We start from the raw sequence: 26,536 nt of genomic DNA, 5'->3' as shown, positions 1-26,536 counted from the left end.
CCCCCTTGAAAATCAAAAACCAAAAACGCTATTCAATTCGGAACGGGCTCCCCGGAGCCTGCCCGTTCCATGAATGTCCGAACGCCCGCAGCCGTTAAAACGGCAATATTTTGAACGTATTGTTGTCTTCGTTGCTTTCCTCGATCTGCCGGTCCGAATCGATTTCCGCCGTTCCGCCCTGGAGGGGCGCATACGAACTCAGCACCTCCTGGGTATAGGTCTGTCCTGCTGCGAGGACGGGAATTTCTTCGGATCCCGGAGGCCCGGAATCAGACGGCCAGATCAGGTAGGTGGTCATGGTGGTCGGCGCGGTACCGATGTTGGAGACGGAATAATTGATCTGGTAATTATCGGGGGACAGGACGGAATAACTCAAATCCACGATCCGAAGATCCGGCAGGCCGCCGGCCTGGGGTGTCGCGTTGCAGCGGTTGTCGTACCAGTAGCCTCCGTTCAGCGCACAGTCGGCCGCCGTGCATCCGCCAAGGGAGCCGGGGGCACAGGGTGATCCGTCGGGTGACGGCGCCGACGCCACGGCGCCCGGAATCCGGGGCAGCTCGTCGTTCCATTCCCTCAGGCTGCCGCCGAACAGGGAGTTCCCGGCCATTTCGACCAGAAGGTACTTGCCGTTGACCTCGTCGAACAGAAAGCGCGAGTACCCCTGGCCGGTGTTCTGCCTGCCGGTGTCGAGGGATTCGTAGCGTTTTTCCCATTTGACGTAGAGAAAGTGTTTGACGTTATCCGGAACGATCCGGTCGATCCAGTAGTCGACCCGATGGATGTCGTAGGTCCTGAAATCGTTGTAAAGGGCGTCGGTAAAGGTGATGTAGTCCTGCCGGAACCTCTCGTCGGAGACCCGGTCGAGAAAGCTCCGGGCGTCTTCGTCCTCATAGGCTTTGATCAGTTCCTTGAAAACCGACTCCACTTTCATGGACCGGGTCTGGTCTTTGACGACCAGCTCCCGTTCGAAACTGTTTTCGGCAGGGCACAGCGGGGCTGAGCCCAGCATCCAGACAAACATCACGGCAATGATTGAGGCGGTTCTGTTCATAATCCTCCAGTCGGTGATCACGGTCGTGAGAGGATGACGCCGCCCAGAATGCTGCGCGCCCGGGGATCCGCCGGAAAACCGACGCATTCGAAGCTGCCGTTCGCAGGATGCCCCCTCCCCCCTGTTGAATATCATTCTTTTGATACAGGATGACTCCCGTAAAAACAACGCTAAAATGCAGGCGCTCCTCGTACGTGCGTTAAAAAGCTTCAACATTCCGGCCTGTTCGAATCGATGATCCCGTTAAACGGATGGCCACGCGACCATTCGCCGTATTCCCTGTCAAAGAATTGTTTGATGTTTTTTTTATTGATTCCTGAAGGGAAGTATGGGATGGTCTGCCTGAATGAGGGGGGGGGGCCCGGATTTCGGCGAAGTACTGATTTAATGGTCTGTTTTCATGGGGAGAAAACGACAATGAACACACCGGTTCAATCCGAACGGCGTCAGTTCAAACGGTTCCGCGTTGACGGACCGGCCTATGCGGCCGTGGGTCCGGAGTTGGCCTGCATGGGACACATCATCAACATCAGCCGCGGCGGCGTGGCCTTCAGTTATGTCCGGCACACGGGCCGTCCGACGAACATCGGTGAAACCCTCATCCGGCTGAGCGACAACCAGACATCCCTGTGTGACATGCCCTTCGTTTCCATCAGCGATCAGGCCGCCGATCCCGTGGACCCCTTCAGTTCCGTGGAAATCCGTCTTCATCGCGGTTGCTTCGGAACACTGTCCCGGGAACAGCTTGACGACCTCATCGTTTTTCTCGAAGAAAAAACCCCGTTCGAGCCGGTTCGCAATTAAGAGCCGCGAAAAGCCGCCTTGATTTGACATCCTGTAAAAAATTCTGACAGGCCGGCAGGCCGCCTCTGTTCATCCCCATACCCCGGAATGCGACGCCAATGCCCTGTGACGGGCTGCCGTCATGCAACGTTCGATCCTCTGCCGTGGCACTTCTTTTGCTCATGATGTGACGTAGGGATTCACCTGCCCCGTCCCTCCCGGATCGGGCATCCGGTTCAACCATTCAACGATTTTGGCCGACGGTATCCAAAGGAGGCGCCATGACGGAACACAACGATTTATCCGATTACAAACCAGGGGATTACGGTAAGCCGAGGGTGACGCCGACGGACTGGATCAACGCCCACATCCGGCAATGGACCAGCGAGCATCCGCCGCACAAAAAGACGTCCGGCGCCATGCCGCCCACGGTCTGCATTTCTCGAAAAATCGGCGTGGGGGCCCTGGCGGTGGCGGACCACCTGTCTACCCGGATCAACTACAAGGTGGTGGACCGACAGGTTCTGGAGCACATGGTGGCCGATGGGCATTTGTCCGAAAAGACGGTCAATATCTTTGACGAGCGCTACCCCGGAAAGATGCGGGAATTCGCGGCCCTCCTGTTTGCCGAAAAATCCTTTATCAAAAGCGATTACGCCCGGCAGCTGGCCAAATCGGTCATGGCCCTGGCCCATCTTGAGCCCACTATCTTCGTGGGGCGGGGGGCCCATCTGGTCCTTCCCCGGGACAATGTGCTCGCCGTGCGCCTGATCGGCAGCGAAGCATACCGGATCCGTCGTCTGGCAGACATCATGAACGTCACGGAAGACGAGGCGAAAAAACGCATGGTCCTCATCGACAAGGAACAGCGGGAATTCTTCAAGATCATGTACGACAAGAAAGATGCCGTGGCCTATGAATTCGACCTCGTGCTCAACATGGATCACATCAAAAATCCGGCCGGGGCGGCGGACATCATCGCCTGCGCCTTCGAGCGGAAGTTTTCGATGTGATCAGGGCGTGACGGCGTCAGAGGCCTTGTCCACCTTGGCGGCAAACACCACGTCGTTTTCCGTGAGGCCCTGGACGTCATGGGTGGTGAGGGAAACGTCCAGACGGCCCCAGGTGATGAACAGGTCCGGGTGGTGGTTTTCGGATTCGGCCAGATCGCCGATTATCACCGCCAGGGCCATGGCCTGCTTGAAATTCCTGAACCGGAACCGCCGGATCAGTCGTGTTCCGTTGTCCACCAGGTCCCAGTCCGGGTGAAGATGAACTTTCAAAATCAGGGCCTGGCCCGGCGTGAGCGGCGCATCCCCTTTCTGAACGGGTTTTAAGGATTGCTCGGCAAGATCCATGGGTGCCTCCTTCTTGGATTTTTTACTTATTATAGGGAGAGTTACCGGCAAAGGCAAGCACGGCAGACCCGGCGCATGGAACGGCGGTGTTCCGCTTCGGACCATATTTTCCTTGCCTTCGGGCCGTCCGGACTGATATCTGGAAATCGACTCAAGCCAAAGGACGATCACGCCATGCCGGATTTCAACCTGCATCTGACATCGGGAATCATCACCGGGGCCGCCGTGGCCGCGGCGGGGGTTGTTGCCGGGGATCTTTCCCCGGTTCAGGCCGGTGCCGCGGCGGTTCTGGGCACCACCGGCGGCCTGCTGCCGGATCTCGACAGCGATTCGGGCAAACCCCTGGCCCTGCTGTTCCAGCTTCTTTCGGTGCTGCTTCCCATTCTGGCCTTTTCCCACCTGCCGGAGGCCTGGCGATCGGACATCGCCTTTCAGCTGTGTTATTTTCCGTCGGCCTACCTGGCCGTTCATTACCTGGCCTGCCCCCTTATCAAACGCATGACCCGGCATCGGGGCATGATGCACAGCCTTCCCTTCGCCCTGGTGGCCGCCGAATGCGCTTATCTTCTGCTGGCCTCCTCGGGCGTCCTCATGGCCTTTTACGGAACCCTGGCCGTTTTTTCCGGATGCCTGGTCCATCTTGTCCTCGACGAACTTCATGCCATGGAGCTGAAATTCGGCATGATCCTGGTGGTCAAGCGGTCCTCGGGAAGCGCCCTCAAACTGGCAAGCAACGATCTTGCGGGCACGATGTTCATGTATCTTCTGCTTCTTTTCGGCACCGCGGCCCTGGCGATCCGGCTCTTTCCGGAGCTGGGCCGGAGTCTTCCGGCCGGATTCCCCGTTCCCCTGCTTTAAAATCAACGGCTTGCACTCTATTTTCCAGGGCTTGTTTTTTTTCGTTGATTGTGCGTGACGGTTTGACAATTCAGGGCATTGCCTCTATATTCGGGTATACTTTCGTACGCGTTGGCCAATCCGGGGCATAACACTCTTTCACTCAGGTACATCATGACGAATGCCGTTTTAATGGAAAAAATCATTACGATTCTTGGGGCCATGGTGGCGGCCGTGAACAATATCCGCCTGTATCCGCCCACAAGTGCCCTGATATCCAATTCCATCGACAAAGCCTACGCCGCCGTCCAGGGCGCCCTGTCATCCAACGCGTCCCTGCTCGTGGCCGAATCTGAAAACAACCTCTTGATCTCCGGCGAACCCCTGGGCTACCGGTACCAGCAGTACCCCCAGGTGGTCACGTTCCGGGGCCTCCTGTCCGGGCTTCGAATCAAGAGCATCATTCTCAAAAAAGAGATGGGCCCCACCGAATTCCGGAACGTCATGTTCATGCTCAGCAAAAGCCCCGAGGATGTGGACCTTGCAGGCGGCATCCAGCATGTCATCGCCCAGGCCGGCCTGAGCACCATTTCAGTCACCCCCAGCCTTTACGCGCCAGAGGTCCGGACGATCCAGACCACCCACCTGGACAAGGCGGACATCGACCTGATCAAATCCTTTCTCGGTGAGCGCAGGATCATGGAGGCCGACTACATGCGACTGGGCGACAAGGCCGCGGACTCAAAGTGGGTGGCCGAATTTTTCAAGACGGCCATCGACCTGATCACGGGCCAGGGCATCACCCTGGCCGACGACCTTCTGCCCGAAACCGTCAGCAAAATGATTCAGGCGTTCAGCCGCTCCACCCCCCGCGAAAACTGGAGTCGGGTCTCGGCCTGCATCACCCGGGCCCTGGCCGACAACGACAAGGAACTGCTCACGGTGGTCATGGCCAAAAACCAGACGAAAAATATTTTCGACACCCTGGTCAAAACCCTGTCCGACGAACATTATGTGGAGTTTTTTTCGGAGATCAACCGCATCAATGAAAGCCGGTCCTACGCCCAGAAAACCCTCTCCGACGAAGAGAGCAGCCAGTTCTCCTCGGTGCTCAGCCTGCTCAAGAAAAACGAAAAGACCCGGAAGCTCCGGGAGGAAATCAAAGAGAAAATCCTGAGTGAAAAAAAACGGATCGCCCTGGACCGGGTCCATCAGCAGAAAGGAATCAACCGGATTCTCCAGGGTGACCACGAGCCGCTTGGCGATCCCCTGGTCGCGGAGGCCGTTAACGAACGAATTTCCCAATGGCAGCGATCGGGCAAGGACGATCAGGCCCGGAACCTCATCGACAAAATCGCCGACGGCCTGCTCGACGGGTCCCTGAAAACACGATCCCTTGCGTCCTCATCCCTGCTTTCCATCGGCGAGATGTTTCTTTCGGACAACAGAACCGACGACCTGATCCGGCTGGCCCAGCGGCTGAATCTGTGGATCAAGTTCGAAACCGAGGTGACCTTCAACTTCAAATCGGCCTGTCAGATGCTCCAGGACCTGACGCGCCGCCTGCTGGGCGCCTATCGCTTTGCCGAAGCCAACGCCGTACTGGAAACCTTCAGCTTCATCGCCTACGGCAAGCTGAAAAAAAGCGATGAAATCAGGGACATGGCGGCGGGGATCCTGCGCAGTATCGCCTCGGAAAAAACATTCAAGATTATCTTCGACGAGTTCCGGGACAACGCCAACGATCAGGGCAAGAACGCCTTCTACACGCTGATCCGCCTGGGCGAGATCGCCGTGGTGCCCCTTTTGGACCTGCTGCGGACCAGCGAGGCCATGTCCCAGCGGGTGCGCATCATCAACGCCCTGACGGAAATCGGCAAGCCCTGCCTGCCTCACATTGTCGAGCGGCTGAAACTGGGGCATTCCTGGTTTTACGTGCGCAACCTGATCAAGCTGCTCAGCGACCTGGGCTCACCGGAGCACCTGGACATTCTCAAGCCCCTCCTGTCCCACACCAATGACAAAATTCCCCGGGCGGCCCTCAATTGCGCCTTCGACATCGGCGGCGACGAACGGGCGAAATTTTTTATCCAGGCCCTGTCCCTGCCCGACAGCAGTCTGAGGCGGCTGGCGGCGGATCTTCTGGGAAAAACGGGCAGCGAGGACGGGGTGTTTCCCCTGACCCAGCTGCTCAAGAGCAAGGGCGAATCCTCGGAGGCAAAACACGAACTGGACCTGACCATCTGTGACGCCCTCAAACGCATCGGATCCAAAAAGGCCATCCCGGTTCTCAAATCCATCGTCACCCAGAAGGGACTTCTGGGCATCAGCGCCTATGGATCGGAACTGCGCCAGGTCGCCGAAGCCACCCTCAAATACCTTCAAAGCCTGCCCAGCCGCAGTGAAAAGGAAGAGATCAGGCCGCCCGCGCCCCCCGAGGAAACCCCGAACAGGCCCCGGAAAAAAAAGACCGACGATTTTCTCAAAGCCGACCCGGCCCGCCTCGAAGCTCTGGTCGACGAGTATGTCCGCCAGAAAAACATTTCCGAAGCGGTCCGGCTGCTGTACAACATGACCGTCCGCTTTGCCCGTGAAAAAGACTTCGTCAAGGCCGAAGCCCTTCGTGAAAAGCTGTTCGAGGTGGACCCCATGGCCCTCAGTGAGATTGTCCGGACCGGGGACATCATCGAGCAGGAAAAGGCCAACGCCCTGATCAACGACTACATGAACATCTGGGGAAATCTTTACGACCGGCTGACCGGCGAGGAGGCCAACGACCTGTTCTACACGGTCAAGGCCGTGGATTACCCGCCCGATGAGACCATCGTCGCCCAGCATCAGATGAACAACAGGCTTTACTTCATCAACCGGGGACAGCTGAAACTCGTCCATACCCGGGACGACAACGAGTTTTTCCTGAAAATGCTGGGGGCCGGAGACATCGCCGGTGACGATACCTTTTTCTCAGCCACGGTATCCACCGTGTCGTTGATCACCCTGTCCCAGGTCAAGGTCGGCGTTCTGGACCGCGAAGCCCTGAAAGCCCTGAGCCTTAAGCATCCCGGCCTGGAAAACAAACTCCGGGAATTCTGTGCCCTGGGCGACGGGGTCAACACCCTGGTCGCCAAGCTCGGACTGGAGCGGCGTCGGCAGGAACGGTTCCATGTTACGGGAAAAACCCTGGTCCAGCTGCTGGATACCTCGGGCAAACCCATGGGCAAGCCGTTCAAGGGGAATCTGATGGATCTGTCCGTCGGGGGGCTGGCCTTCATGATCAAGGCGAACCGGAAGGAAACGACCCGGCTGCTGCTGGGCCGGAAACTCAACATGGCCATCGGCATCCAACTCGGCGGCGCACCCATCCAGGTCTCGGGCGTGGGCACCATCATGAGTGCACGGGAACGGGACGACGCCGAGGTCTCCCTGCATCTGAAGTTCGACAAAACCCTGGACGAACAGACCATGGCGGATATCAGCGCACGGACATCCCGAAGCTGACCGTCATCAGGCACAGACCGAACGGATGGTCTCGATCAGGGACTGGGGATCGATGGGTTTGGACACATAGCTGTTCATGCCCGCGTCCAGGCAGCGTTTCCGGTCTCCGCTCATGGCGTGGGCCGTCATGGCGATGATCGTCACCCGATGATTGATCACCGGGGTTTGGGGATCACGGATCATCCGCGTGGCTTCAAAGCCGTCCATTTCCGGCATCTGGACGTCCATCAGCACCAGATCGTAGTCGACGGTTTTCAGGGCCTCCACCGCCTCCCGCCCGTTTTGAACCGCATCCGCATTGAAGCCGAACTTGCGCAAAAGGGTCAGGGCCAGCTTCTGATTGACCGGATTGTCTTCGGCCAGAAGAATCCTCATTTTCCGGAACGGCCCGTCGCTGATCAGGGCTCCCGTTTGACCGGCGGCCCCTTCGTCCTCGGAACCGGACGCCTGGACCACGCCCAGAAGAAGGGTCAGACACTCCAGAAGCTGATTCTGTCGGACGGGCTTGGTCAGCACCCGATCGAACCCGGCCCGGCGCAGGGCGTCCGTATCGCCACGAAGCCCCCGCGATCCCAGAATCACCAGCCGAACACCTGAAAAGGAGCGATCGGACCGGATGCGTTCACCCAGCACCTGGCCGTCCATGCCGGGCATCAGGTGGGCGATCAGTGCCAGGTCATAGGGATCGTCGGAGCCTGCGGCTTCGGCCATCATGGCCAGGGCCTCTTCGCCGCTTGAGGCCAGGCCGAACCGGCAGCCCCAGGTTTTCAGATATCCCGCCATCACCCGGCGCTGGGTGTCGTTGTGCTCGACGGCCAGTATCTTCTTGCCGACCAGCGACGACGGAAGCACCGGCCGGTGGGCGGCATCCTGTTTCTGCTTGTCGAACACGGCGGTAAACCAGAAGGTCGCCCCGGGACCGCTGTGATGCGCCACCCCGATCCGCCCCCCCATCATTTCCGCCAGTTCCTTGGAAATGGCCAGACCCAGACCGGTTCCCCCGTATTTCCGGGTGGTGGATTCATCGACCTGGGAAAAGGATTTGAACAGCCGGTGCATCCGGTTCTCCGGAATGCCGATGCCCGTATCGGACACGGAAAAGCGCAGAGTGCCCCGGTGTTGGTCCTGCGCGTCCACGGTGACCCGGATGACGACCTCCCCGCGCTCGGTGAATTTGACGGCGTTGCCCGAGAGGTTGAACAGAATCTGCCGCAGACGCACGGGATCACCGACCAGAAAACAGGGTACGTCCCGGTCCATATCCAGAATCAGCTCCAGCTTTTTGTCCTGGGCGTGAACCGACACCAGTTCGATGACATCCTCCAGGCACTGCCGGAGGTCGAACTCGGTCATCTCCAGTTCCAGCTTCCGGGCCTCGATTTTGGAAAAATCCAGAATGTCGTTGATGATGGTCAACAGGGAATCGGCGCTCACCTGAATGGTCCGTGCGTAATCGTTCTGTTCCCGGTTGAGAGGCGTGTCGAGCAGCAGGGAGGTCATACCGATGATGCCGTTCATCGGCGTCCGAATTTCATGACTCATGTTGGCCAGAAAACTGCTCTTGGACCGGTTGGCCGATTCCGCCGCCTCCCGGGCCAGTTTGACCTCCTCGATGACCTCGTTGAGTTTTTTCTGCTGGATATCGTTGATCTTGATAAGTTTTTTATGATTTCTGAAAATGCGCCTGTACTGGCTGAGCAGCTTCTCGTACGCAGACGAAAGCGGCGATCCGGCGGACCTCAGCTCCCTGAGCACCCCGTCGGCCTCCCGGATCATCGTTTCTTCGAGATTGAACAGAAAATCGTCAGTCATGGTTCCATGTTGACCAGGGCTTTGAGTGAAAAGAAACTGTGCTGATCATCGATGGGTTTAAACTGGTATTCCAAGGGCTTGCTGGCCTTTCGGGCCATTTCGATGAATCCCAGCCCCGCACCCCGGCTCCGTTCGTCGGGTTCTGTTTTGCGCATGGCCTTGTAATGATCTTTCAGGGCATCCTGATCCATGGCGATGATCGTGTCCAGACGATGTTTGATCCGGTCGATATCCCTGTTTTCGATCACGTTGCCGCTGATCACCGAATAATGATCGCCCTCGACCCCCACGGCGATCAGGCCGGAACTGAGGATAAACAGATCATCGCCTTTGCCGCCGGTGGTCCGCTGGACCGAATACTTGATGATGTTCTGCATCTGTTCGACCAGGATGGCAAAAATCCGGTTGATCATCTTCCGGTCCTTCGATTCGTCGATGCTCTTTTTGATGATATCGCCGATTTCGACGACAAGAACCTGGGACAAGGGACCGTTGTACCAGAACACCAGCTCATGTTCCTTAAAGGATTCGACCATTCCATAGAGTTTATCAAGCATCGCTTTCGCCCTCCGTACAGACCTCGTCGTAGAGTTTCACACGGTTACGCCCCGTTCGCTTGGCCAGATACAATGCATCGTCGGCCTGTTTGATCAGCCGCTCCGGATCACTTTCCGCATCGGGTACCCGTGAGGCCACGCCGGCGCTGACGGTGACGTTGATGGTTGTTTCGTCGTAGAAAAACCCGATTCGCGCGATTTCCTTGCGAATGCCTTCGGCGATTTTAAACGCGGCAGCCGACGGGGTATCGGGCAGAAGCAGCACAAACTCCTCGCCCCCGAGCCGGGCCGCGATATCCCCCACCCGCCGGGCAGCCTTGTCGAGGGTGGCCGCGATAATCCGAAGAATTTCATCCCCGGCCGGATGACCGTAAACATCGTTGACTCTCTTGAAATGATCGATGTCGAGCATCACGATGGATATCATGTGGCCGTAGCGGATGCAGCGTCGCCATTCCCGATCGTACATCTCGTTGAACATGCGCCGGTTACAGATCCCGGTCAGTTCATCGTACTTGGAATGTTTTTCAAGCACGGTGTTGGCCTGGGACAACCGGCTCTGCTGCCTGTCGTTGATCTTGATCAGGCGGGAGAGCTGTTTGTACATTTTTTTGTAGTGCTTCAGCAGTTCGGCGTATTCATTCTTCCACAGATTGTCGGTCGTCGCATCCTTGTCCAGGATGCGTTCACCATGGCGAATGATCTTCTCCTCGAGGCTGAACATCTCGTCAAAGGACATGTCTCTCCTTCCCGCATTGATCGGCCCGCCCGTGGCGACCGATCGCCTGAAGCCTGCCCGCCCGGACCCGGCAGAGGAAAGGGCGCGTCTGTTTGATCATGTTGGAAATAAAACAGGAAACAACCCGCACTGTATGGATCATGGTTCCTAAAATACATGATAAGGCCTGAAATTGAAAGATATTTTCGTTTTGGGTCACGATTTCGATGCCGATGACGAACGGTTCGCGCGCGCTGTGCCCGCCCCATCGCACAAATAACTATCTCTTTGAAAACACTCTTTTTTCACTATCATCACCCGGCGAAACCCCACCGCCCGGGGCTGATCTTTCCGATTGACAGTGCTGTTGATAAAACGTTATAGTTTTTTGAACGATTCAAAACCGTTGGACAAAACATGACCGATCAATCCGGTTTCGCTAAGCTGCCCGGCGGGGCGGTAAAAAAAGAAAGGAACCATGTTGAACGATAACGACAAGGACAACACGTTCAAGGAAGAACTGGAAAAAGAACTGGAAACCGGACTGGCCGGCACCCCCGACGAAGACAGAACCGATGATTTCACGGTGCGTGTGCGTCGTGAGGATTATATTGTCAAACGCCGGTTCTACGACAAGGACAAGGCCCTTGAAACCGCCGAGTCCCTGAGGCGCGACAAACGAAATCTGGTGGAAGACAACCTGGAGGGCCAGGCCCTGTCCTCATCCGACGACGACGATGAAAAAGTCGACTGGGACAAGCTGGTCGATGCCGGCCTCGTATTTGATCCGCCCATCGCCGAAGCGGCGGAAAAAAAACCCGGCGAAGAACCGGTGGGGCTGGCGGATCACACCCCCAAACCCCAGGCGGATGACAAACTCCTCGAAAAAACCCTGCTGGTCAAACGCCCCCGGCCCGTTCCGACGGATGACGACCTCGACGAGGACGCGGCCTTTGAGGATGAAGACGAAGGCGCCGTTACCGACGCCGCTGACCGGCCCTCGGAGCCCGTGCCCCCCAAACGGAAAAAAGGCCTTCTGATTCCGGTGCTTCTGATCGGACTTGTTGCTGCTGCGGTCGTCGCGGCGGTTCAATTCTTTTCCGGAACCCCGACACCCCTGTCCCCCGTGACGATGCCCGAACCGGCCAGGGAACCCGTCGCCCGACCAGGTGCCGCACCCGAACCGGCGGCTCAGGCCGTTGTGCCGGTTCCGCCCGGCGCAAATCCACCGCCGATCCCCGCTCCCCGACCTGAACCCGCACCGGTTCCTGTGCCTGTGCCGGCCCCTGCGGCGGCTCCCGAGCCTCCCGCGATGACGCAGGCCGTGTTGCCTCCGCCCGAGCCTGTCAAACCGCCGCCTGCGATCACCGATCATTTCACCCACACCGTGCATGTGAGCTCCTATCGGGAGAGGGATCGGGCCAACCAGGCGGTGGCCCTGCTCCGGAAAAAAGGCCACGACGCCTTTACCGGTGTGGTTCGCATTCCCGGCAAGGGAGACTGGTTCCGGGTCTATGTGGGCTATCTGAAGAGCCTCGACGAGGCCAAAGCCCTGGCCGACACCATCAAATCCCAGACACGGGAAGACACGGTGCCTCGAAAGATGCCCTGGGCCGTCCAGGTGGGCGACACCGCCCTTAGGGGCACCCTGGCGCCCCTGCTCCAGACCCTGCGCGACAAAGGGTATGCCGTGAATACCGTACCGGTTGAACCCGGCAGCGACACGGTTCGCATTCTGACCGGCGCATTCCCCTCGGAAACGGAGGCGATGCCCATGATTTCCCTGCTTGAAGGCGACGGGTTCGCGGTGCGCGCGGTCGAGCGCTGACACCCGGTCGTTGTGATGTCCGAACACCCGGTCCGGCGGACCGGGTGTTTTTTTTGCCTATGTTTTTGACAGGCGTAGATTTTTTGGTTATGACACATCCGGCAAAACGAATCGACCCCTCCGGTCACCCGGATCAAACAACCCACAAGGATCTTCGACATGACCGACAACCCGACGCGCCCCCTGTTTATCCAGTTTGCCGGCCAGGGTGTGAAATACATGGAGGACCTGCGGCGGATGTATGCCGCCTGCCCGGCGATCCGCCCGTTCATCGCGGATGCCGAGAGGGTGATCAAGGAACAGGCCGCGCTCTACGACGATTCCCGGACCGGCTTTTTCAACCGCGGCCTGGACGTCACCGCCTGGATCACCCGCCCGGAGACCACGCCGGATCTGGGGTACCTTCTGTCATCACCCCTGTCCCATCCCCTGATCTTTCTTACCCAGATGAGCACCTACCTGTCCGTCCTGGCCGACGGCGTCGACCCGGGCCGCCTGCTGGACCTGACCCACAGCGCCACAGGCTTTTCCACAGGCATTGTGGCCGCGATTCTGGTGTCCATGGGCAGGCGTTTTGAAGCGGTTTATGAGGATGCCCTCAAGGCCCAGGCCATGTTTTTCCGACAGGGGGTGCGCTGTCAGGAGGCCATGCTCACCGTCGGATCGCGTCCGGTTCTCGATGCCTCCCTCTATGATTCCGCGGAAGGATGCCCCAGCTGCATGGCCGGCATCACCCATCTGATGCGCGGCAAACTCGACCAGGCCATCTTGGCCTTCGCGGACCGGGGCGCCGTGTATCCGGCCTATGACCTGTTTCCGGGGCGCTTTATCGTCTCGGGTCTGCCCGACCATCTCTCGGCGTTTCACGACATGCTCAAGGCCCTGGAACCCCAGGCCGTCTGGCGTTACATCCCGTCGACCATCGGCGCCCACTCCCCGCTTCTGGCCCATGCTTACGAGACGTCTCCCCGGGACGCCGAACGTCTGGGACTGTCCTTTGACAACGCGGCCATGGCCGTTCCGGTCTGGTCCAACGATACGGGTGAGGATCTGCGGGCCTCCGGCAACATCATCGATGACGTGATGCGGGCCTATTTTCTCTGTCCGGCCGTCTGGCGCAAACAAATCAAACCCCTGCTTCCGCCCACATCGATCCGCTATGTCCTGGACTTCGGACCGGGAACCGGCGTGGCCAGCCTCAGCGAAAACCATTGTGCGGGAACCGGAATCCAGGTGATCCGCTGCGCCGTCCCCCTGGGACGAAAAAAACTGTTCGAGGAGGTGCTGCCCGAACTGGGCCTGTGCTGAGGCCGTTCGCCTCCCTTTAAACCCCGGCGGCTGTCGTTATATCGCATCCTGTCCGCCGCCAAGTGTTTAAATATCGTCATCGTCGCCCCGCATCGATTGGTCGACCCACGACGCCGACCACCTCGCCGACGCCCAGGATTCCGTAAGCACCCGTAATTCAATGCCTTCACTACACAACAAGCGCTCCGGCACGATTGTTGTATCTCATTACCGTCGTTCAGATCGCACCTCGGACAACCCCTAACAAAACGGAGTTTCCATGAACCATCATACGGATCTCAGCCGGCCGGTTTCCACCGGGATGACCATGACCCCGAACGATCCCTCCGGGCACGCCTTCGGCTGCGGACCGGTCTTCGAATTTCTGGGCTGCTGGTTCGATCTCTACAAAAACATGACGATTGAGGAGCTTTCGGTGTTCAACACGATTCGAAGAACCCGGGAGTATGAGGCCGGAGAGCCGTTGCTCAGCCAGGGCATGCCCAATGACCGATTGTATTTCATCAATCGGGGCCGGGCGAGCGCCGTGTGGATGCACCGAGGGAGCCGGATGCAGGGAGCCGCCCTCGGGGTGGGCCGGATTATCGGAACGGAAACGTTTTTCAGGGGCGGCCCCAGCCGGCTGTCGATGCTCGCCGATCAGCATCTGGCCGTGGATTATCTGGAAAAGGACGATGTTCTCGACATGTTTGGCTGTGTTCCCGGGCTTCTCGATAAATTGAAATCATTTTGTCTGAAAAAGGAACGTGAGATGCAGGCCGTTTTCATGGACCCCACGGAAAAACGACGCCAGAGACGGTACGCGGTCTCGGGCCTGACCGCAGCGAAACTTTTGGACGAGGAGGGCCTCCCCATGGGGAAACCCTTCCGGGGCGAGCTTCTGGATATTTCCGAAGGCGGCTTCTCGTTCAGCCTCCGTCTTGCCGAAGAAGACATGGCCCGGCGGCTTCAGGGCCGAAGCGTCGTTTCCCTGATCAAGGTCCAGCCGTCACGCCCCGGCGAGGATGTGTTCTGGGGGGGCCGCATCGTTCAGGTAAGAAAACGCCATGGGGCCCATTATTCGGTTCACCTCAAAGGCGATGCCGCCTCCAGCAGACTGACCGGCATGATCCGCAGTCTGACCGATTGAAGCCGGCCGCAACGGCAGGGCGCCCCGGCTATACGGACGCCGCGCCGCCCAGCCTGAGCCGATGATCAGGCGGCGCTTTCAAGCGCCAGGTCAATTTCTCCACGGACCGGATGGTCCACCGTAAAGCGGGACGTAAAACGGGTCAGGGCGTCAACGGCGTCCGGCCCGCCCAGTTTGCCCAAAGCCCAGGCGATCATCCCCAGCACCCGATCATCCGTGTTTTCGTCGAAGGCCCGGATCAGGTCAGGCAGATAGGCCCGGTCACGGCTGTTTCCCATCACCCGTGCCACGTTCATCTTCCACCGCCAGATATCCTCATAGGACATATAGAACATATGGGGCCAGATCCTGGCCTCGAAATACGCCTTGTCCATGTGAAGCAGCAGAGGCAGGTCAAAGGCGTCGGCCTTGGCCGCCACCTTTTCGTTGACGGGAAGGTCGCAGGCCAGCCAGGCCTGGTTGCGCGGGCACACGTTCTGGCAGCGATCGCAGCCGTAGACGTACATGCCCATGGGCTCCCGAAGTTCCATCGGGGTGATGCCCCGGCCGAAATAGGTCAGGTAGGAAATGCAACGCCGAGGGTCGATCCGGCTGTTTCCTTTCAAGGCCCGGGTGGGACAGGCGGCGATGCAGGCATTGCGGCACCAGTCCGGACAGTTGGTTTCGATGGTGGGCACGCCGGGTTCAAAGGGATGGTCGACGACCACGGCGATGGGCAGGGTCCAGGAACTCCCGCGGGCGGCGGTGTGGGAGTAGAACAGACAGTTCTTGCCAAAGCCGCCCATGCCGGCCCGCGCCGCAGCCACCCGGTGGGGCAGATTGAACGGGACCTTGGATGCGATGCCCTGCTCGCGAAGGTAGGATCGAAACGCCTTGATCCGAAGACTGAGACCGTCGCCGGTTACCCGGTCGTCGTCCAGATAGCACCGCCCGAAAACCCCTTCCAGGTGACGGGGATAGGCCTTGCTGAAGTAGAGCTCGAGCAGAACGATGATCGATTGGGCTTCCGGCAGGATGGTCCGGGGATTTGTCCCGTTGATCAGGTCCAGGCCCACGGTCTGGGCCCAGCCGTATTCGTCCTGCATGGCATCGAGCAGATGCTTGTGTTCGTCAAACGGGTCGGCCGTGGTGAAACCCGCGTCCACAAAGCCCAGCGCGCGGGCCTTTTCGATGATGTCCGAATTGGTGATCATGTCATTCTCCCGTAAAGGTCAAAAATACGACGCCATGGTGGTGGTTATACCCCTTGCATCCACCCCTGAAAAGTGGCATAAAGGACATTCATCATAGGCGATCGGGCAATTATTTCAGGAAAGGGGGAATCAGATGGTCCGGGTCATCATTCTGGCGTTAAGCCATTCGTTTCCCGCAGGAATTCTGGTGATGCACGATCTGTTTCGCATGGCCGACCTGTCCCGAAAACGAGGGGGCGATCCCCTGTTCGACCTGACCCTGGTCTCGGAAACGGGACAGGATCTCGACGCATCAAGCTGGTGCCGCCTCCGGCCCCAGGCCTCGGTGACCACCGCCGGCCCCGCGGATCTGATCGTCGTCCCGTCCGGAGGCTACCTTACAGATAAACTCACGCACTATTCCGGCGCTCTGACCGATTTTGTCATGGACCGTTACCGAAACGGGGCCAATGTGGCCGGAATCTGCACCGGCGTTTTCCTTCTGGCGGCGTCGGGCATTTTATCCGGTAAACGGGCCACCACCCATTGGGCTTATGAGTCCCTGTTTCGCCGGCGTTTTCCCGATGTGAACCTCACGCCCCAGTCTCTCATGACCCATGACGGCCGGGTGTTCTGTTCAGGCGGAGGCAGTGCCGGCGTGGACCTCGGGCTGTATTTGATCGAAAAATACCACGGCCCCGAACCGGCCCGACGATGTGCCGCCATGATGCTGCTCGACCGGGGCCGCGAGGCCCAGACCCCCTATCGGGACCTTCCCCGCCCCAAACGCCATACCGATGCCGCTGTTTTAAAAGCCCAGGCCTTCATCGAGCGGCACCTGTCCGGCACTATCCTGATGGACGAGGTGGCCGCCCATGTGAACATGAGCCTGAGAAATTTCAAACGCCGCTTCAAGCTCGCCACCGGCGAATCTCCCCTGTCCTACCTCCAGCGCCTGAGAATGGAAACGGCCCGGCGGGTCCTCGAACGGGATGACACCCGCATCGAAGACCTGGCCCTTTCGGTGGGCTATGAGGACCTGGGCTTTTTCCGCAAGCTGTTCATCCGGCACACCGGTGTGAGTCCCAGCGATTACCGGCAACGGTTTCGAAGCCGTATCGGCCGGTCCGGGGAGGACACCGGACCGGGTCACGCCGATGCTTCCACAAACAGGAAACGGATTACCCTGCACGCCTAAACACTTTACTTGTGTAAACATCGAACCTTCATTAAAAACAGCGGGATACCCCTGATGCAAGAAAGTGTTGGCTTTTGCACGTTTTTTGCTATAGAATACCCGAAATTGGGGGATTTCATGTGCATACGACAAGGGGGAGGATATCCATGAACATCACGTTGACAGACAACGGGGGACGGCGACAGGAAGGAGACCGGCGCCTGCTGGTCAATGAACATTACAGCCCGGAGCGGCGGTCAGGCATCGATCGCAGGCAGAGCGGCGATCGACGGAAAGACAACGAAGCGCTTGACTCAAACCGTGAGCGTCGCGTCATTTTCGAACTTTTAAGCGCCTGACCCATGAGACCCGGTGTTCCGGTCCGAAACGGGCCGGAACATTACCACATGTGCGAATGAAATGTCGCTCACCTCAGACGAGGTCCCGACGGTGATTTCCTGAGGCGAGGCATACCTGGTCCTCTCCGGACCTTTGCGTAACAGGTGTTTTCGGACGTCAGGCGTCGGGCAGTGAGGCTTCGATCAGGCTCAGAACCTGCTCAAGGGGGATGCGTTCCACGGTTTTGGCCACGAAACCGGTTTTGTGGGCAAACTTGATTTCCGACCGACCTTCCAGCTTTGAAAAATTCACGTCCGCCGCATTGTCAAAGCGGCACATTTTCCATCCCTTTCCACGGCTGTCATGGGTAACCAGCACCGCCGCCGGCTCAGGCAGGGTGTCATTGTATTCCTGGGAGCCGTCCGAATCATCGGTATGACCAATAACCACCAGACGGTCTCTGAGCCTGATTTTTTTGCATTTATCCCAGAACGCGAAGCGGGCGGCCATGCCCGAGGCCTTTTTGATCATGCTGATGCCGAAGGCCCTCATCAGATCCATGGATGCGTTGGGGTCGGCGGCAAACCGGTCCAGATACCATTCCTCGAACGGACTGTAGGTGATCCGGAGCTTTCCGGTGCCCAGCTCCGCCCCGGTCCGGGCCGGACCGAAACGATCGATTTTGTCCTTGAAATCGAACCAGGGCAGGGTCTGAAGCGTGGGGGTCAGGCCCAGATGATCGGCCACCAGAACGAAACTGGCCCGGTGGGTGATGTCCTGATGGTGATCGAAATTTTTGAGATGGGGCTCCAGCCTCTCGCCGATATCCACCACCCAGATATCCGGATGATCAAGTTCGGCGCGGGACGGTTCCCGGCGGTCAATGGTGAACGGAACCCCCGGCGATGTGGCGAGGATCAGGGCAATGGCGAAAAATTCGTCAAAATGCGCGGACCCCGGATGCGTGATGATCAAGTGACTCAACAAAACCTCCCCCAATGGATTTTTTGGAATCAATGGTTTGTTCTGTCTCGGGCAACAACGCGCACACCCGATCCCAAAGAAAACTGTACTTCTATCAAAACCCGGCGTCCGATTCAACCGGAATTTTGATTTTTCCGCCACAGACCCGAAATTGGCGCCCCACTCCCGACCGCCGTCGACGGGTTTGACTTTGATCCGGGTTTAAGGTATGTAAGCGTTTCTTTTAAATCAACCATGCAGGGGATGATCCATGGGGCTTCTTTCAACCTTGTTCACCAGTCGCAAAAAACGCTTGCACCGCAAGCTCGATCTGGCCATCGACCAGGTCAAGCACGGGACCTACAACATTCTTTACATGCGGTATCTGTCGCGTTTTGACGCCGATTATTCAGCCAAACTCGCCGCAGCGGTCACCAACGCCCTGTTTACGGAAAAACCCGTGGGAGAGACGGCCCGGGCGTTCCTCGACGCGAACCGAAAAACCGTCGGGGCGGAAACCCTGGCCCTCAAGGGGGATACCGAGATCGGCTTTCTGGTGGCCGATGCCGTCCAGATTCGGGCACAGATTGTTTTTTCATCTCAAAAATCAGGTTCTTATGACATGAATTTCGGCAAGGCCCATGAGGTGCTTCGAACGCTGGATTTTCTAAAACGGCAGGAAGACGTGACCAAACCCGGCCTGTTCGTGGTCAAGGCGGACAAATATTTCGCGCAGACACTGAAAAAAGTCAAATACCTCTAAGCGGGAAAAAGGGTTCCCGGCATGGACATCGCGCCCGACAAGGCGGCGCGATCCCCATACCGGGCCTGGGAAGGGGATGGGGCGATCAGGAATGGATTCGCCGCCTCAGGCCGAAGGCCATTCCAAGGATGCCCGCCCCGAGAAGAAAGAGGGTGCCGGGTTCGGGAACAGGCATCTGACCGGTATCGTTGGGGGAGGTCGTCTCTTGGCCTTCAATGAATGACGGCCCCTGATCGGCGCGTTCATCAAAAACGATCATGACGTCCGGATCATCGGCCGTGACGACACTCGGCAGCGGCGCCGGAAAACGGTTTGCGTCCGTGATGCTCAGCCGTCCGCTCAGAAAATCCAATGCAGCCAACGCGAAGCCCCTGTGGTGCCTTGCCGTGGCCCGCAGAGTGTAATACCCCCCGGCGTCAACCAGCACGCTGATGCCGATGTCCATCGCCGGACCAGGCAACGGTCTCTGCCAGGACATCATCGGGTCGGAAAACGCCATGAACGTGGCCGAGGCCGGGACAGACAGACCCAGAAACGCGGCCAACGTTATCCCTAACAACAGATATTTTTTCATACACGCCTCCTTTCAACCTGAAAATGGATCGGTTCATGCCGGATGCAATCATCGCCATTGGAGCCGTGGTCGTGGAAAACGTGAGGGAAAAGGAACATCAAAAACATCGAGGATCGGAATCAGCCGGAATCAACCGCGGAGTGTTTCAAAAAAGACTCACCCATGACGGTGATGGGTTGTGTAAACTATAAGCAAGAACGATGCCCCGCCCAAGTCTTGTGAAATAAAATGTTTGGCTTTAAAATCGAAATGTTATAGCTTAACTTTGTTTTGTCTCACGACGAAATTGTGAACCATATTACACAATGTGTATTTCATTTCACACTGGTGTGTCCGTTACTTCCCAGGAAACCATCATTCGACGATGAACCAGGGATTGAGGAGATCAGGCTTGTTGTAGACCAGGGCGCGCCCCGTTTCCGAACAGCTGACGCGGCGGCCGGCGGCTTCGGCAATGGCCTGGCCGGCGGCGGTGTCCCACTCCATGGTGGGCCCCAGACGGGGATAGATGTCGGCCCGGCCTTCGGCCACCAGGCAAAGTTTCAGGGAACTGCCCGCCGAGATAAAAGTAACGCGCGGATGCTCGTTTTTTTTCTGCTCGACAAAGGCGGTCAGGGCTTCGGTGGCATGGGACCGGCTTCCGACGATCACGTAGGCGTCGCCGTCCTCCCTATCGTCCTCCAGAGGCAGGGAGCGGGACGCCGCCACCAGATCGGACAGATCCATGCCTTCCGAAAGACCCGCCTCTGGTACCGTAAACACATAGGCCCCCCGGTTCGGAAAGGAAAAATACAGGGCCCCGGTCACGGGAACGAAGATCACGCCCATCACGGGCCGAGCCTGGTCGATCAGGGCGATATTCACGGTGAATTCACCGTTTTTCTTGATGAATTCCTTGGTGCCGTCCAGGGGGTCCACCAGCCAGAACCGGGTCCAGGTTTTGCGGACCTCATAGGGAATCGCCCGGCCTTCTTCGCTGAGAATGGGCAGGCCTAAAGGGGCGAGGGCTTGCCGGATCAGCGCGTGGGATTCCGTGTCGGCCAGCGTCAGCGGAGACTGATCCGTTTTGGACGATACGGAAAAATCCGTGCGGTAGATCTCACGGATCCGCCGACCGGCGTCGATGGCCGAACCGATGGCCGTCCACAGGTATGATGGGTTCATGGCGTGCAGCCCTTTTTTTAAGATGTTCGGATTGATGGTCTCGTAAAAAGTCGAATTTCAGACGGCTTCGTAAGGGGACACTATCAGCCCGTCTCCCAAAGGTAAACGTCTTTTTACGAAGCCGTCAAACCGTGAAGCCCACCACGGTGACGTCGTCGGTATAGGCCTGGGTCCCCCTGTGACGGTTCAGGGCCCTCAGCAGCTCGTCCTTCTGCTCGTCAAAGGGTTTGGCATGGTGGGCGACAAGGCATTCTTTGAATCGCCGGGTTCCAAACCGGCGGCGCTCGGCGCCCCCCAGCTGATCGACAAACCCGTCGCTGAACAGGTAGCAGGCCAGGGGCTCTGACGAGGCCTCGACGGTATGCCGGGTGAAGTCGAAACGGATATCCGACGAGGCATAACCCAGGCTCTGGTGATCCCCCCTGATATCCTCGAATCGGCCGTTCCGGATCAGGTAAAGGGGCATGTGGGCCCCGGCGAAGGTCAGCTGCCTGGACGCGCTGTTGATGAAACAGACCGCAGCGTCCATGCCGTCGTCGGCGTTTCCCGGAGACCTGTTGGGGCCCAGGGCGTTTTTGACGAAACCGTTCAGGTGTTTGAGAATCCGCGCCGGATCGGTTTCGTGGTCTTCGTGGATGATCCGCCGAAGGCCCGTGACGGCGAGGATCGTCATGAAAGCCCCGGGAACCCCGTGACCCGTGCAGTCGACGACCACCAGCACAACACCCGATGCGACGGGCTCCACATAATAGATGTCCCCGCCGATGATATCCCGGGGCTGCCAGATGAAAAAGCTCCGGGGCAGGCTGTGTCTCACCGAGGCCATATCCGGCAGCATGGCCTTCTGAATCAGGGCGGAATAACGGATCCCGTCCAGAATTCTCCGGTTGGCCTCTTCCACGTCGGCCAGGCTCTGATGGAGTTCCCGGGTCCGCACCCGGACGTTGTCCTCCAGATGCTCATACAGTCGGGCGTTGTCGATGGCGATGGCCGCCTGGGACGCCAGGATGGTCAGCAGTTCGATCCGCTCTTCCCTGAACACGTTGGGAGCCAGGTTGTTTTCGAAATAAAGCACGGCCGTCACCTGACCCTGATTAAGCACCGGCAGACAGAGAACGGATTTGGGCTGGTGCCGGATCACATAGGGATCACGGGTAAAGGGTCCGATTTTGGCGGCATGGCCCAGAATCTGGGGGGTTCGGGCCTGAATCGTGTAATTGACGATACCCGGGCTGAGACCGTCGTGGTCGGAAAGGGGAATCGATTGACGCACGCTGATGTCGGGGCTGTCCGAGGTGCCCGAGGCTTCGACCCGCAGCCGGCCGTTTTGGACGAGAATCAGGAATCCCTTTTGCGCCCCGGCATTCTCCATGGTGATCCGAAGCAGGGTTTTCAGCAGATTCTCCAGGACGATTTCACCGGAAATGGCCTGGGAGGCCTTGGTGACCGTGGTCAGGTCCAGGGACGTCGACGGCTTTTCACGGCTCGGATGCAACCGCTCGATCAGATCCCCGGGAATCAGCCGGGGATAGGTGGCCATCAGATGGGCGACAAGGGCCGGGGCCTGGAGCCTTTGGTAGCACCGGCAGGCTTCCGTCAGGTAAAAGCCCGCCACATCCTGCTGTCCGATCTCCAGATAGTAACGGGCAAAGCATTCCCGGGCCACGGCTTCGTGATTCAGATAGCCGGATGACGCGGCCAGATCGATGGCGTCGCGGTAGGCCCGGACCGCTTTGGAATGCTGCCCCTTGATCCTGTGGATCTCCGCCCGGATCAGGCAGGCTGCGTGCGTGAAATTTTCCGGGGCGTGGCGGGCCCAGGAGGCCATCCGGATCAGGTTGAGCCGGAGGCGGGCCCGGTAGCGGATTTTATCCAATGCCGAGGCCTTGGCATAGAGGGCCGAAAGGGTCAAAGACTGGAAAAGCACCCGTTCCGCGTTGATCAGGCAGCCCATCCCCACCTTGTTTCGGATCATAAGGTCCAGCCGGCAGGACAGATCAAAGGCCTCCCCGTAATGGCCGAACAGATACCGCAGGCGCAGAAGCGGGCACAACAGGAAAAACTCGCCCAGGGGATTATTGATCCGGATATAACCGTCAAGGGCGGCCTGTTCGTCGAAGCCCTCGCCGTTCAAGCGGCCCCGGACGGGTGTTTCATCCTTCATGCAGAGCAGAACGCGGAGGTGCTCCTCGAAAAAACTCCTGACAAAGGGATCTGTGCCGGCGACGATGAACTCCTGATAACCGAGATACTCCTCCAGGATCGCATTGATCGGATCGCCCAGAATCAGACGATGCATGACGATCAGGTTGATGCTGTGGCTGCTGAACAGCAGATCGCCGCACTCCTGGCCCAGGTGATAGGCCTTGCGGAAATAGTCCACCGAGCCGCGGGCATGGGCGGTCCAGGGCTGGATCATCATGGCGTAAAGAAAATGAATGCGGCAGCGGTTCGTCGTTCCGGGCTTGCGCTCACTGAGAACAAGGGCCGTTCGCCCCATGCGTTCGCCCAGCTCATAGAACCCCAGGGCGGACCCGACGATGCAGCCCAGGGCGTTGAGACCGAAGTCCGCGTGCTCCCAGATCCCGTGACTGAGGGTGATGCGATTACCTTCGAAAACGGTCAGGGCGAACAGATCGGGGTTGCTGTAATAGATCACGGTGCCGATGCCGGCGATCAGATCGGCGTAGGTGAGCAGGGCCGGGTCCCGCAGCTCGGGCAGATCGGGAATGCGTTCGATGGGGATTTTCCGGAAGGCGACCCAGAGTCGAATCAAAAACGCCGCCTGCCGGAGGACCCCGGTGTGCTCGGGCAGGGGGTGCCCCAGGGCCCGGGCCCCCTGGTACCCGATGGCCCGGGCCTGTTGATAATCACCCCGGCTTATGTAGAGAATGACCATCAGGGCGCAGAGCCTGGCCGTGTCGAGACCGGTCCGGGACCGGGATACCATCTGCTGGAACAGGCGCTCTGCCTCATCATACCGGCCGACCAGGTACAGGCATTCCAGCCGGTCCCGGTGCAGGTCGAAGGCGGTTTCATATCGGGTGGTCCATGCATCGGGGGGGAGCAGGCTTATGCCGGTATCCATATACCGGATGGCCGGTTCGTAGGCCACGGACTGCTTGGCTTTTCGACCGGCCAGCAGGCAGAGCCCGATCATGTCGTCTTGCTCCTTCTCGTCCCGGATCAGAGAAAGGCCCCGTTTCAGCTGGTCCACAATGTAAAACACCTTGTTCTGAAGGTCCTGCGGGGCGGTCCGTGCATATTCCAGCCGTCCCAGCGTATGATGCAGAACGATTTTTTCCTGGTCGGAAATCAGAGAGTAGGCGGCCTCCTGAATCCTGTCATGAACAAACACGTACATCCGGGCCGTTTTGCCGATCAGCCCCTCCCGCACGGCTTCGGAAACGAACGGCAGAATCTCTCCGATGGACCGGTTGCGCATGGCAGCGATCATGTCCAGGTCGAACCGGTTGCCGATACAGGCGCAGATTTTCAGCATCTCCCGGGTGTCGAACGAGAGGCCGTTGATTTTTTCCACCAGAAGATCCACCAGGTTGTCGGTGACCTGAAGCTCCATCAGCCCGGCATTATCCCAGTGCCATCCCTCTTCCGGATCAAAGGCGATGTGTTTTTTCTCAAACAGGTTTTTCAGAAACTGACTGACGAAAAACGGGTTGCCTCCGGTTTTCCGGTAAACGAGCCCGGCCAGAAGGGCCCCTTTCTCGTGGGAGGTTTTCAAAAAATTCACGATCAGATTCCGGACATCGAATTCCATAAGCGGCCGCAGTTTCAGGAAAAACAACTGGGTCGGGCTTTTGTCGATATTCGAAAGAATCGTCGTCAGGGGATGGCCGGCGCTCATCTGCGTGTCCCGATAGGCGCCGATGACCAGAAGATGGCGAATCTCGGGGGCGGCGGCCAGCCGCTCGAGCAGCGTCAGGCTGGGCAGATCGGCCCACTGGAGGTCGTCGAGAAAGAGCACCATGGGCTGCTCCAGCCGGGCGAAGGCATCGATACAGCGGACAAACACCTGGTTGAACCGGTTTTTCGATTCCTCCGGCTCCAGTTCCGGCACCTCGGGCTGATCGCCGATGATCAGGGCCAGATCGGGCAACACATCGGTCATCACCCGGCCGTTGGGGGCGATGGCGGCGAGAATGGCGTCTTTCCACCGGTCGATGATCCGCCGTTCCTGGCTGAGGATGTCCCGGCACAGGCCCATCAGGGCCTGAATGATACCGCTGTAGGGAACATCCCGGCGAAAGGGCTCGTACTTGCCTGAAATGAAATAGCCCTTCTTTTCGACGATGGCCTTGTCCAGCTCGCGGATCAGCGCGGTTTTTCCGACGCCGGGAGAACCGGTGACCACCATCATCACCTTCTCGCCCCGGCAGATTTTTTCGTAACAGGACAGAAGCTGGACCGTTTCCGATTCCCGCCCGTAGAGCTTCTGGGGAATGTTGAACCGCCGGGACACATCCTTGCGGCCGATCTCGAAAAAGGGGACGGCGCCGGTTTTCCGGAAGGCGTCCCGGCAGGCCTGAAGGTCGGCGGCCAGGCCGAAGCTGTTCTGGTATCGGTCTTCCGGGGCCTTTTCCAGCAGGCGCATGATAAGGTCGGACAGCACGATGGGAATCTCCGGATCATGTTCCGCGGGAGACAGGGGGCGCCGGGCGATGTGGGCGTGATAGACCTCCATGACGTCGCCTGCGGCAAAGGGCATCTGACCGGTGAGCATTTGGTAGAAACAGACGCCCAGGGAATACAGATCCGTGCGGTAGTCGATGGGGCGGTTCATGCGCCCGGTCTGTTCCGGCGAAATATAGGCCAGGATGTCCCGGATCACCGCGGGGTCATGGAGCGTGTCGTTTTCCCCGGTCAGCAGGGCGACGGCTCCGAAGCCGGTCAGCCGGACCTCCCCGCTGTCCATGTTGATCAGGATATGATCGGGTGTCACGGCCTTGTGAGTCAGATCCTCCTGGTGAAGGTGTCCCAGGGTGTCGGAAAGGGTGTGGGCGACATCGAGAAAAACATCCAGGGACAGCGGCCCCCCGGCCAGAAGGCCGGCAAGGGGCACCCCGGGGAAATCATCCATCACCAGGGCCAGGCGGCCTCCGGTTTCAATCAGCTCCCGGCAGCGGACCAGGCCCTGGCCCCCGAAGCCCATGACGGCCGTGATTTCCTGACGAAACAGGGCCAGCTCCGTGGCCGAGGGCCTTCGGACCTTCAGGATATGAACTTGAACCGGAAGGGTAAGATCGGGATGGATGCTCCGGTAAACGGCGGCGCCCCGCGTTTCCCTGATCAGTTCAAGAAGGGGGTACCCGGCCAGGTACTCGGTCTGTGTCATGGCGGAAGTCCTCGGGGTTCATGGGGTCAACACGGTCGAACCAAAGGTCCCGAAAGAAGCGACGCGGTCGGTCTGTCCAAGGCCTTAAGAATACCACGCCGAACCCGCCCTGTCACCACAAAAAACCCGGCCCGCCGGGGCCCGAGCCGGTG

20 protein-coding genes are annotated in these 26,536 nt (G+C 58.8%); 10 read left to right on the top strand and 10 right to left on the bottom strand.

Translation table 11 applies throughout. From position 1 onward, the window contains the following. Positions 1-94: 94 nt before the first annotated feature. The gene (locus ACYQ11_RS17510) at positions 95-1,051 is read right to left on the bottom strand and encodes a CARDB domain-containing protein (protein ID WP_459925105.1); all 957 of its coding nucleotides are present in this window, start codon (positions 1,049-1,051) and stop codon (positions 95-97) included. Positions 1,052-1,468: 417 nt separating this feature from the next. On the opposite strand from ACYQ11_RS17510, the gene ACYQ11_RS17505 reads away from it, so the two are divergent. Next, complete coding sequence (locus ACYQ11_RS17505; RefSeq protein WP_459925104.1) at positions 1,469-1,855, top strand: PilZ domain-containing protein; 387 nt, start codon at positions 1,469-1,471, stop codon at positions 1,853-1,855. 260 nt (positions 1,856-2,115) lie between these two features. Continuing rightward, complete coding sequence (locus ACYQ11_RS17500) at positions 2,116-2,847, top strand: cytidylate kinase-like family protein (RefSeq protein ID WP_459925103.1); 732 nt, start codon at positions 2,116-2,118, stop codon at positions 2,845-2,847. Here ACYQ11_RS17500 and ACYQ11_RS17495 read toward each other — a convergent pair whose 3' ends face one another. Then, on the bottom strand, positions 2,848-3,192 hold the full coding sequence (locus tag ACYQ11_RS17495) for a 4a-hydroxytetrahydrobiopterin dehydratase (protein WP_459925102.1): 345 nt from the start codon (positions 3,190-3,192) through the stop codon (positions 2,848-2,850). 174 nt (positions 3,193-3,366) lie between these two features. Here ACYQ11_RS17495 and ACYQ11_RS17490 point away from each other — a divergent pair, with 174 nt between their 5' ends. Both ACYQ11_RS17490 and ACYQ11_RS17485 read left to right on the top strand, forming a co-directional pair. Continuing rightward, positions 3,367-4,050, top strand: a complete 684-nt coding sequence (locus ACYQ11_RS17490) for a metal-dependent hydrolase (protein WP_459925101.1) — start codon at positions 3,367-3,369, stop codon at positions 4,048-4,050. Between the two features lie 171 nt (positions 4,051-4,221). Further along, the gene (locus ACYQ11_RS17485; RefSeq protein ID WP_459925100.1) at positions 4,222-7,527 is read left to right on the top strand and encodes a cyclic nucleotide-binding domain-containing protein; all 3,306 of its coding nucleotides are present in this window, start codon (positions 4,222-4,224) and stop codon (positions 7,525-7,527) included. A 6-nt stretch (positions 7,528-7,533) separates the two neighbouring features. On the opposite strand, the gene ACYQ11_RS17480 is transcribed toward ACYQ11_RS17485, so the two are convergent. The 3 genes from ACYQ11_RS17480 to ACYQ11_RS17470 are packed head-to-tail and all read right to left on the bottom strand — an operon-like array spanning position 7,534 to position 10,635. Next, a complete protein-coding gene (locus ACYQ11_RS17480; protein ID WP_459925099.1) occupies positions 7,534-9,339 on the bottom strand; it encodes a response regulator in 1,806 nt (601 codons plus the stop codon). Continuing rightward, positions 9,336-9,896, bottom strand: a complete 561-nt coding sequence (locus tag ACYQ11_RS17475) for a SiaB family protein kinase (RefSeq protein ID WP_459925098.1) — start codon at positions 9,894-9,896, stop codon at positions 9,336-9,338. Before ACYQ11_RS17475 ends, ACYQ11_RS17480 begins: the two co-directional genes overlap by 4 nt. Then, positions 9,889-10,635: a GGDEF domain-containing protein gene (locus ACYQ11_RS17470; RefSeq protein WP_459925097.1), complete on the bottom strand. Its 747-nt coding sequence runs from the start codon at positions 10,633-10,635 to the stop codon at positions 9,889-9,891. Before ACYQ11_RS17470 ends, ACYQ11_RS17475 begins: the two co-directional genes overlap by 8 nt. 457 nt (positions 10,636-11,092) lie before the next feature. Here ACYQ11_RS17470 and ACYQ11_RS17465 point away from each other — a divergent pair, with 457 nt between their 5' ends. The 3 genes from ACYQ11_RS17465 (at position 11,093) to ACYQ11_RS17455 (ending at position 14,879) form a co-directional block, all read left to right on the top strand. Next, positions 11,093-12,442, top strand: a complete 1,350-nt coding sequence (locus ACYQ11_RS17465) for an SPOR domain-containing protein (RefSeq protein ID WP_459925096.1) — start codon at positions 11,093-11,095, stop codon at positions 12,440-12,442. A gap of 159 nt (positions 12,443-12,601) precedes the next feature. After that, on the top strand, positions 12,602-13,750 hold the full coding sequence (locus tag ACYQ11_RS17460) for a hypothetical protein (protein WP_459925095.1): 1,149 nt from the start codon (positions 12,602-12,604) through the stop codon (positions 13,748-13,750). A gap of 259 nt (positions 13,751-14,009) precedes the next feature. Further along, a complete protein-coding gene (locus ACYQ11_RS17455; protein ID WP_459925094.1) occupies positions 14,010-14,879 on the top strand; it encodes a cyclic nucleotide-binding domain-containing protein in 870 nt (289 codons plus the stop codon). A 65-nt stretch (positions 14,880-14,944) separates the two neighbouring features. On the opposite strand, the gene ACYQ11_RS17450 is transcribed toward ACYQ11_RS17455, so the two are convergent. After that, complete coding sequence (locus ACYQ11_RS17450; RefSeq protein ID WP_459925093.1) at positions 14,945-16,072, bottom strand: epoxyqueuosine reductase; 1,128 nt, start codon at positions 16,070-16,072, stop codon at positions 14,945-14,947. 133 nt (positions 16,073-16,205) lie between these two features. Between ACYQ11_RS17450 and ACYQ11_RS17445 the strand changes: the two genes are divergently transcribed. Continuing rightward, positions 16,206-17,249: a GlxA family transcriptional regulator gene (locus ACYQ11_RS17445; RefSeq protein ID WP_459925092.1), complete on the top strand. Its 1,044-nt coding sequence runs from the start codon at positions 16,206-16,208 to the stop codon at positions 17,247-17,249. Between the two features lie 146 nt (positions 17,250-17,395). Continuing rightward, a complete protein-coding gene (locus ACYQ11_RS17440; protein ID WP_459925091.1) occupies positions 17,396-17,587 on the top strand; it encodes a hypothetical protein in 192 nt (63 codons plus the stop codon). Positions 17,588-17,744: 157 nt separating this feature from the next. On the opposite strand, the gene ACYQ11_RS17435 is transcribed toward ACYQ11_RS17440, so the two are convergent. Further along, the gene (locus ACYQ11_RS17435) at positions 17,745-18,551 is read right to left on the bottom strand and encodes an MYG1 family protein (protein WP_459925090.1); all 807 of its coding nucleotides are present in this window, start codon (positions 18,549-18,551) and stop codon (positions 17,745-17,747) included. A gap of 250 nt (positions 18,552-18,801) precedes the next feature. Between ACYQ11_RS17435 and ACYQ11_RS17430 the strand changes: the two genes are divergently transcribed. Further along, complete coding sequence (locus ACYQ11_RS17430; protein WP_459925089.1) at positions 18,802-19,293, top strand: hypothetical protein; 492 nt, start codon at positions 18,802-18,804, stop codon at positions 19,291-19,293. An 85-nt stretch (positions 19,294-19,378) separates the two neighbouring features. On the opposite strand, the gene ACYQ11_RS17425 is transcribed toward ACYQ11_RS17430, so the two are convergent. From ACYQ11_RS17425 to ACYQ11_RS17415, 3 genes are all read right to left on the bottom strand, one after another. Continuing rightward, positions 19,379-19,867: a PEP-CTERM sorting domain-containing protein gene (locus ACYQ11_RS17425; protein WP_459925088.1), complete on the bottom strand. Its 489-nt coding sequence runs from the start codon at positions 19,865-19,867 to the stop codon at positions 19,379-19,381. A 354-nt stretch (positions 19,868-20,221) separates the two neighbouring features. After that, positions 20,222-21,031: a 3'(2'),5'-bisphosphate nucleotidase CysQ gene (gene cysQ, locus ACYQ11_RS17420; protein ID WP_459925087.1), complete on the bottom strand. Its 810-nt coding sequence runs from the start codon at positions 21,029-21,031 to the stop codon at positions 20,222-20,224. A gap of 124 nt (positions 21,032-21,155) precedes the next feature. Next, positions 21,156-26,384 carry an AAA family ATPase gene (locus ACYQ11_RS17415; RefSeq protein ID WP_459925086.1) on the bottom strand — a complete coding sequence of 1,743 codons (5,229 nt, stop codon included), beginning with the start codon at positions 26,382-26,384 and terminating at the stop codon, positions 21,156-21,158. Between the last annotated feature and the right edge of the window lie 152 nt (positions 26,385-26,536).

The organism is Desulfatiferula olefinivorans, assembly GCF_054657895.1.
The sequence above is the reverse complement of the archived record's forward strand: the minus strand, read 5'-3'. Positions and strand labels throughout refer to the sequence as shown.

Excerpts from the sequence above, each read along its gene's own strand:
- ACYQ11_RS17510 (WP_459925105.1), bottom strand. The coding sequence starts at position 1,051 with ATGAACAGAACCGCCTCAATCATTGCCGTGATGTTTGTCTGGATGCTG.
- ACYQ11_RS17505 (WP_459925104.1), top strand. The coding sequence starts at position 1,469 with ATGAACACACCGGTTCAATCCGAACGGCGTCAGTTCAAACGGTTCCGC.
- ACYQ11_RS17500 (WP_459925103.1), top strand. The coding sequence starts at position 2,116 with ATGACGGAACACAACGATTTATCCGATTACAAACCAGGGGATTACGGT.
- ACYQ11_RS17495 (WP_459925102.1), bottom strand. The coding sequence starts at position 3,192 with ATGGATCTTGCCGAGCAATCCTTAAAACCCGTTCAGAAAGGGGATGCG.
- ACYQ11_RS17490 (WP_459925101.1), top strand. The coding sequence starts at position 3,367 with ATGCCGGATTTCAACCTGCATCTGACATCGGGAATCATCACCGGGGCC.
- ACYQ11_RS17485 (WP_459925100.1), top strand. The coding sequence starts at position 4,222 with ATGGAAAAAATCATTACGATTCTTGGGGCCATGGTGGCGGCCGTGAAC.
- ACYQ11_RS17480 (WP_459925099.1), bottom strand. The coding sequence starts at position 9,339 with ATGACTGACGATTTTCTGTTCAATCTCGAAGAAACGATGATCCGGGAG.
- ACYQ11_RS17475 (WP_459925098.1), bottom strand. The coding sequence starts at position 9,896 with ATGCTTGATAAACTCTATGGAATGGTCGAATCCTTTAAGGAACATGAG.
- ACYQ11_RS17470 (WP_459925097.1), bottom strand. The coding sequence starts at position 10,635 with ATGTCCTTTGACGAGATGTTCAGCCTCGAGGAGAAGATCATTCGCCAT.
- ACYQ11_RS17465 (WP_459925096.1), top strand. The coding sequence starts at position 11,093 with ATGTTGAACGATAACGACAAGGACAACACGTTCAAGGAAGAACTGGAA.
- ACYQ11_RS17460 (WP_459925095.1), top strand. The coding sequence starts at position 12,602 with ATGACCGACAACCCGACGCGCCCCCTGTTTATCCAGTTTGCCGGCCAG.
- ACYQ11_RS17455 (WP_459925094.1), top strand. The coding sequence starts at position 14,010 with ATGAACCATCATACGGATCTCAGCCGGCCGGTTTCCACCGGGATGACC.
- ACYQ11_RS17450 (WP_459925093.1), bottom strand. The coding sequence starts at position 16,072 with ATGATCACCAATTCGGACATCATCGAAAAGGCCCGCGCGCTGGGCTTT.
- ACYQ11_RS17445 (WP_459925092.1), top strand. The coding sequence starts at position 16,206 with ATGGTCCGGGTCATCATTCTGGCGTTAAGCCATTCGTTTCCCGCAGGA.
- ACYQ11_RS17440 (WP_459925091.1), top strand. The coding sequence starts at position 17,396 with ATGAACATCACGTTGACAGACAACGGGGGACGGCGACAGGAAGGAGAC.
- ACYQ11_RS17430 (WP_459925089.1), top strand. The coding sequence starts at position 18,802 with ATGGGGCTTCTTTCAACCTTGTTCACCAGTCGCAAAAAACGCTTGCAC.
- ACYQ11_RS17425 (WP_459925088.1), bottom strand. The coding sequence starts at position 19,867 with ATGAAAAAATATCTGTTGTTAGGGATAACGTTGGCCGCGTTTCTGGGT.
- cysQ (WP_459925087.1), bottom strand. The coding sequence starts at position 21,031 with ATGAACCCATCATACCTGTGGACGGCCATCGGTTCGGCCATCGACGCC.
- ACYQ11_RS17415 (WP_459925086.1), bottom strand. The coding sequence starts at position 26,384 with ATGACACAGACCGAGTACCTGGCCGGGTACCCCCTTCTTGAACTGATC.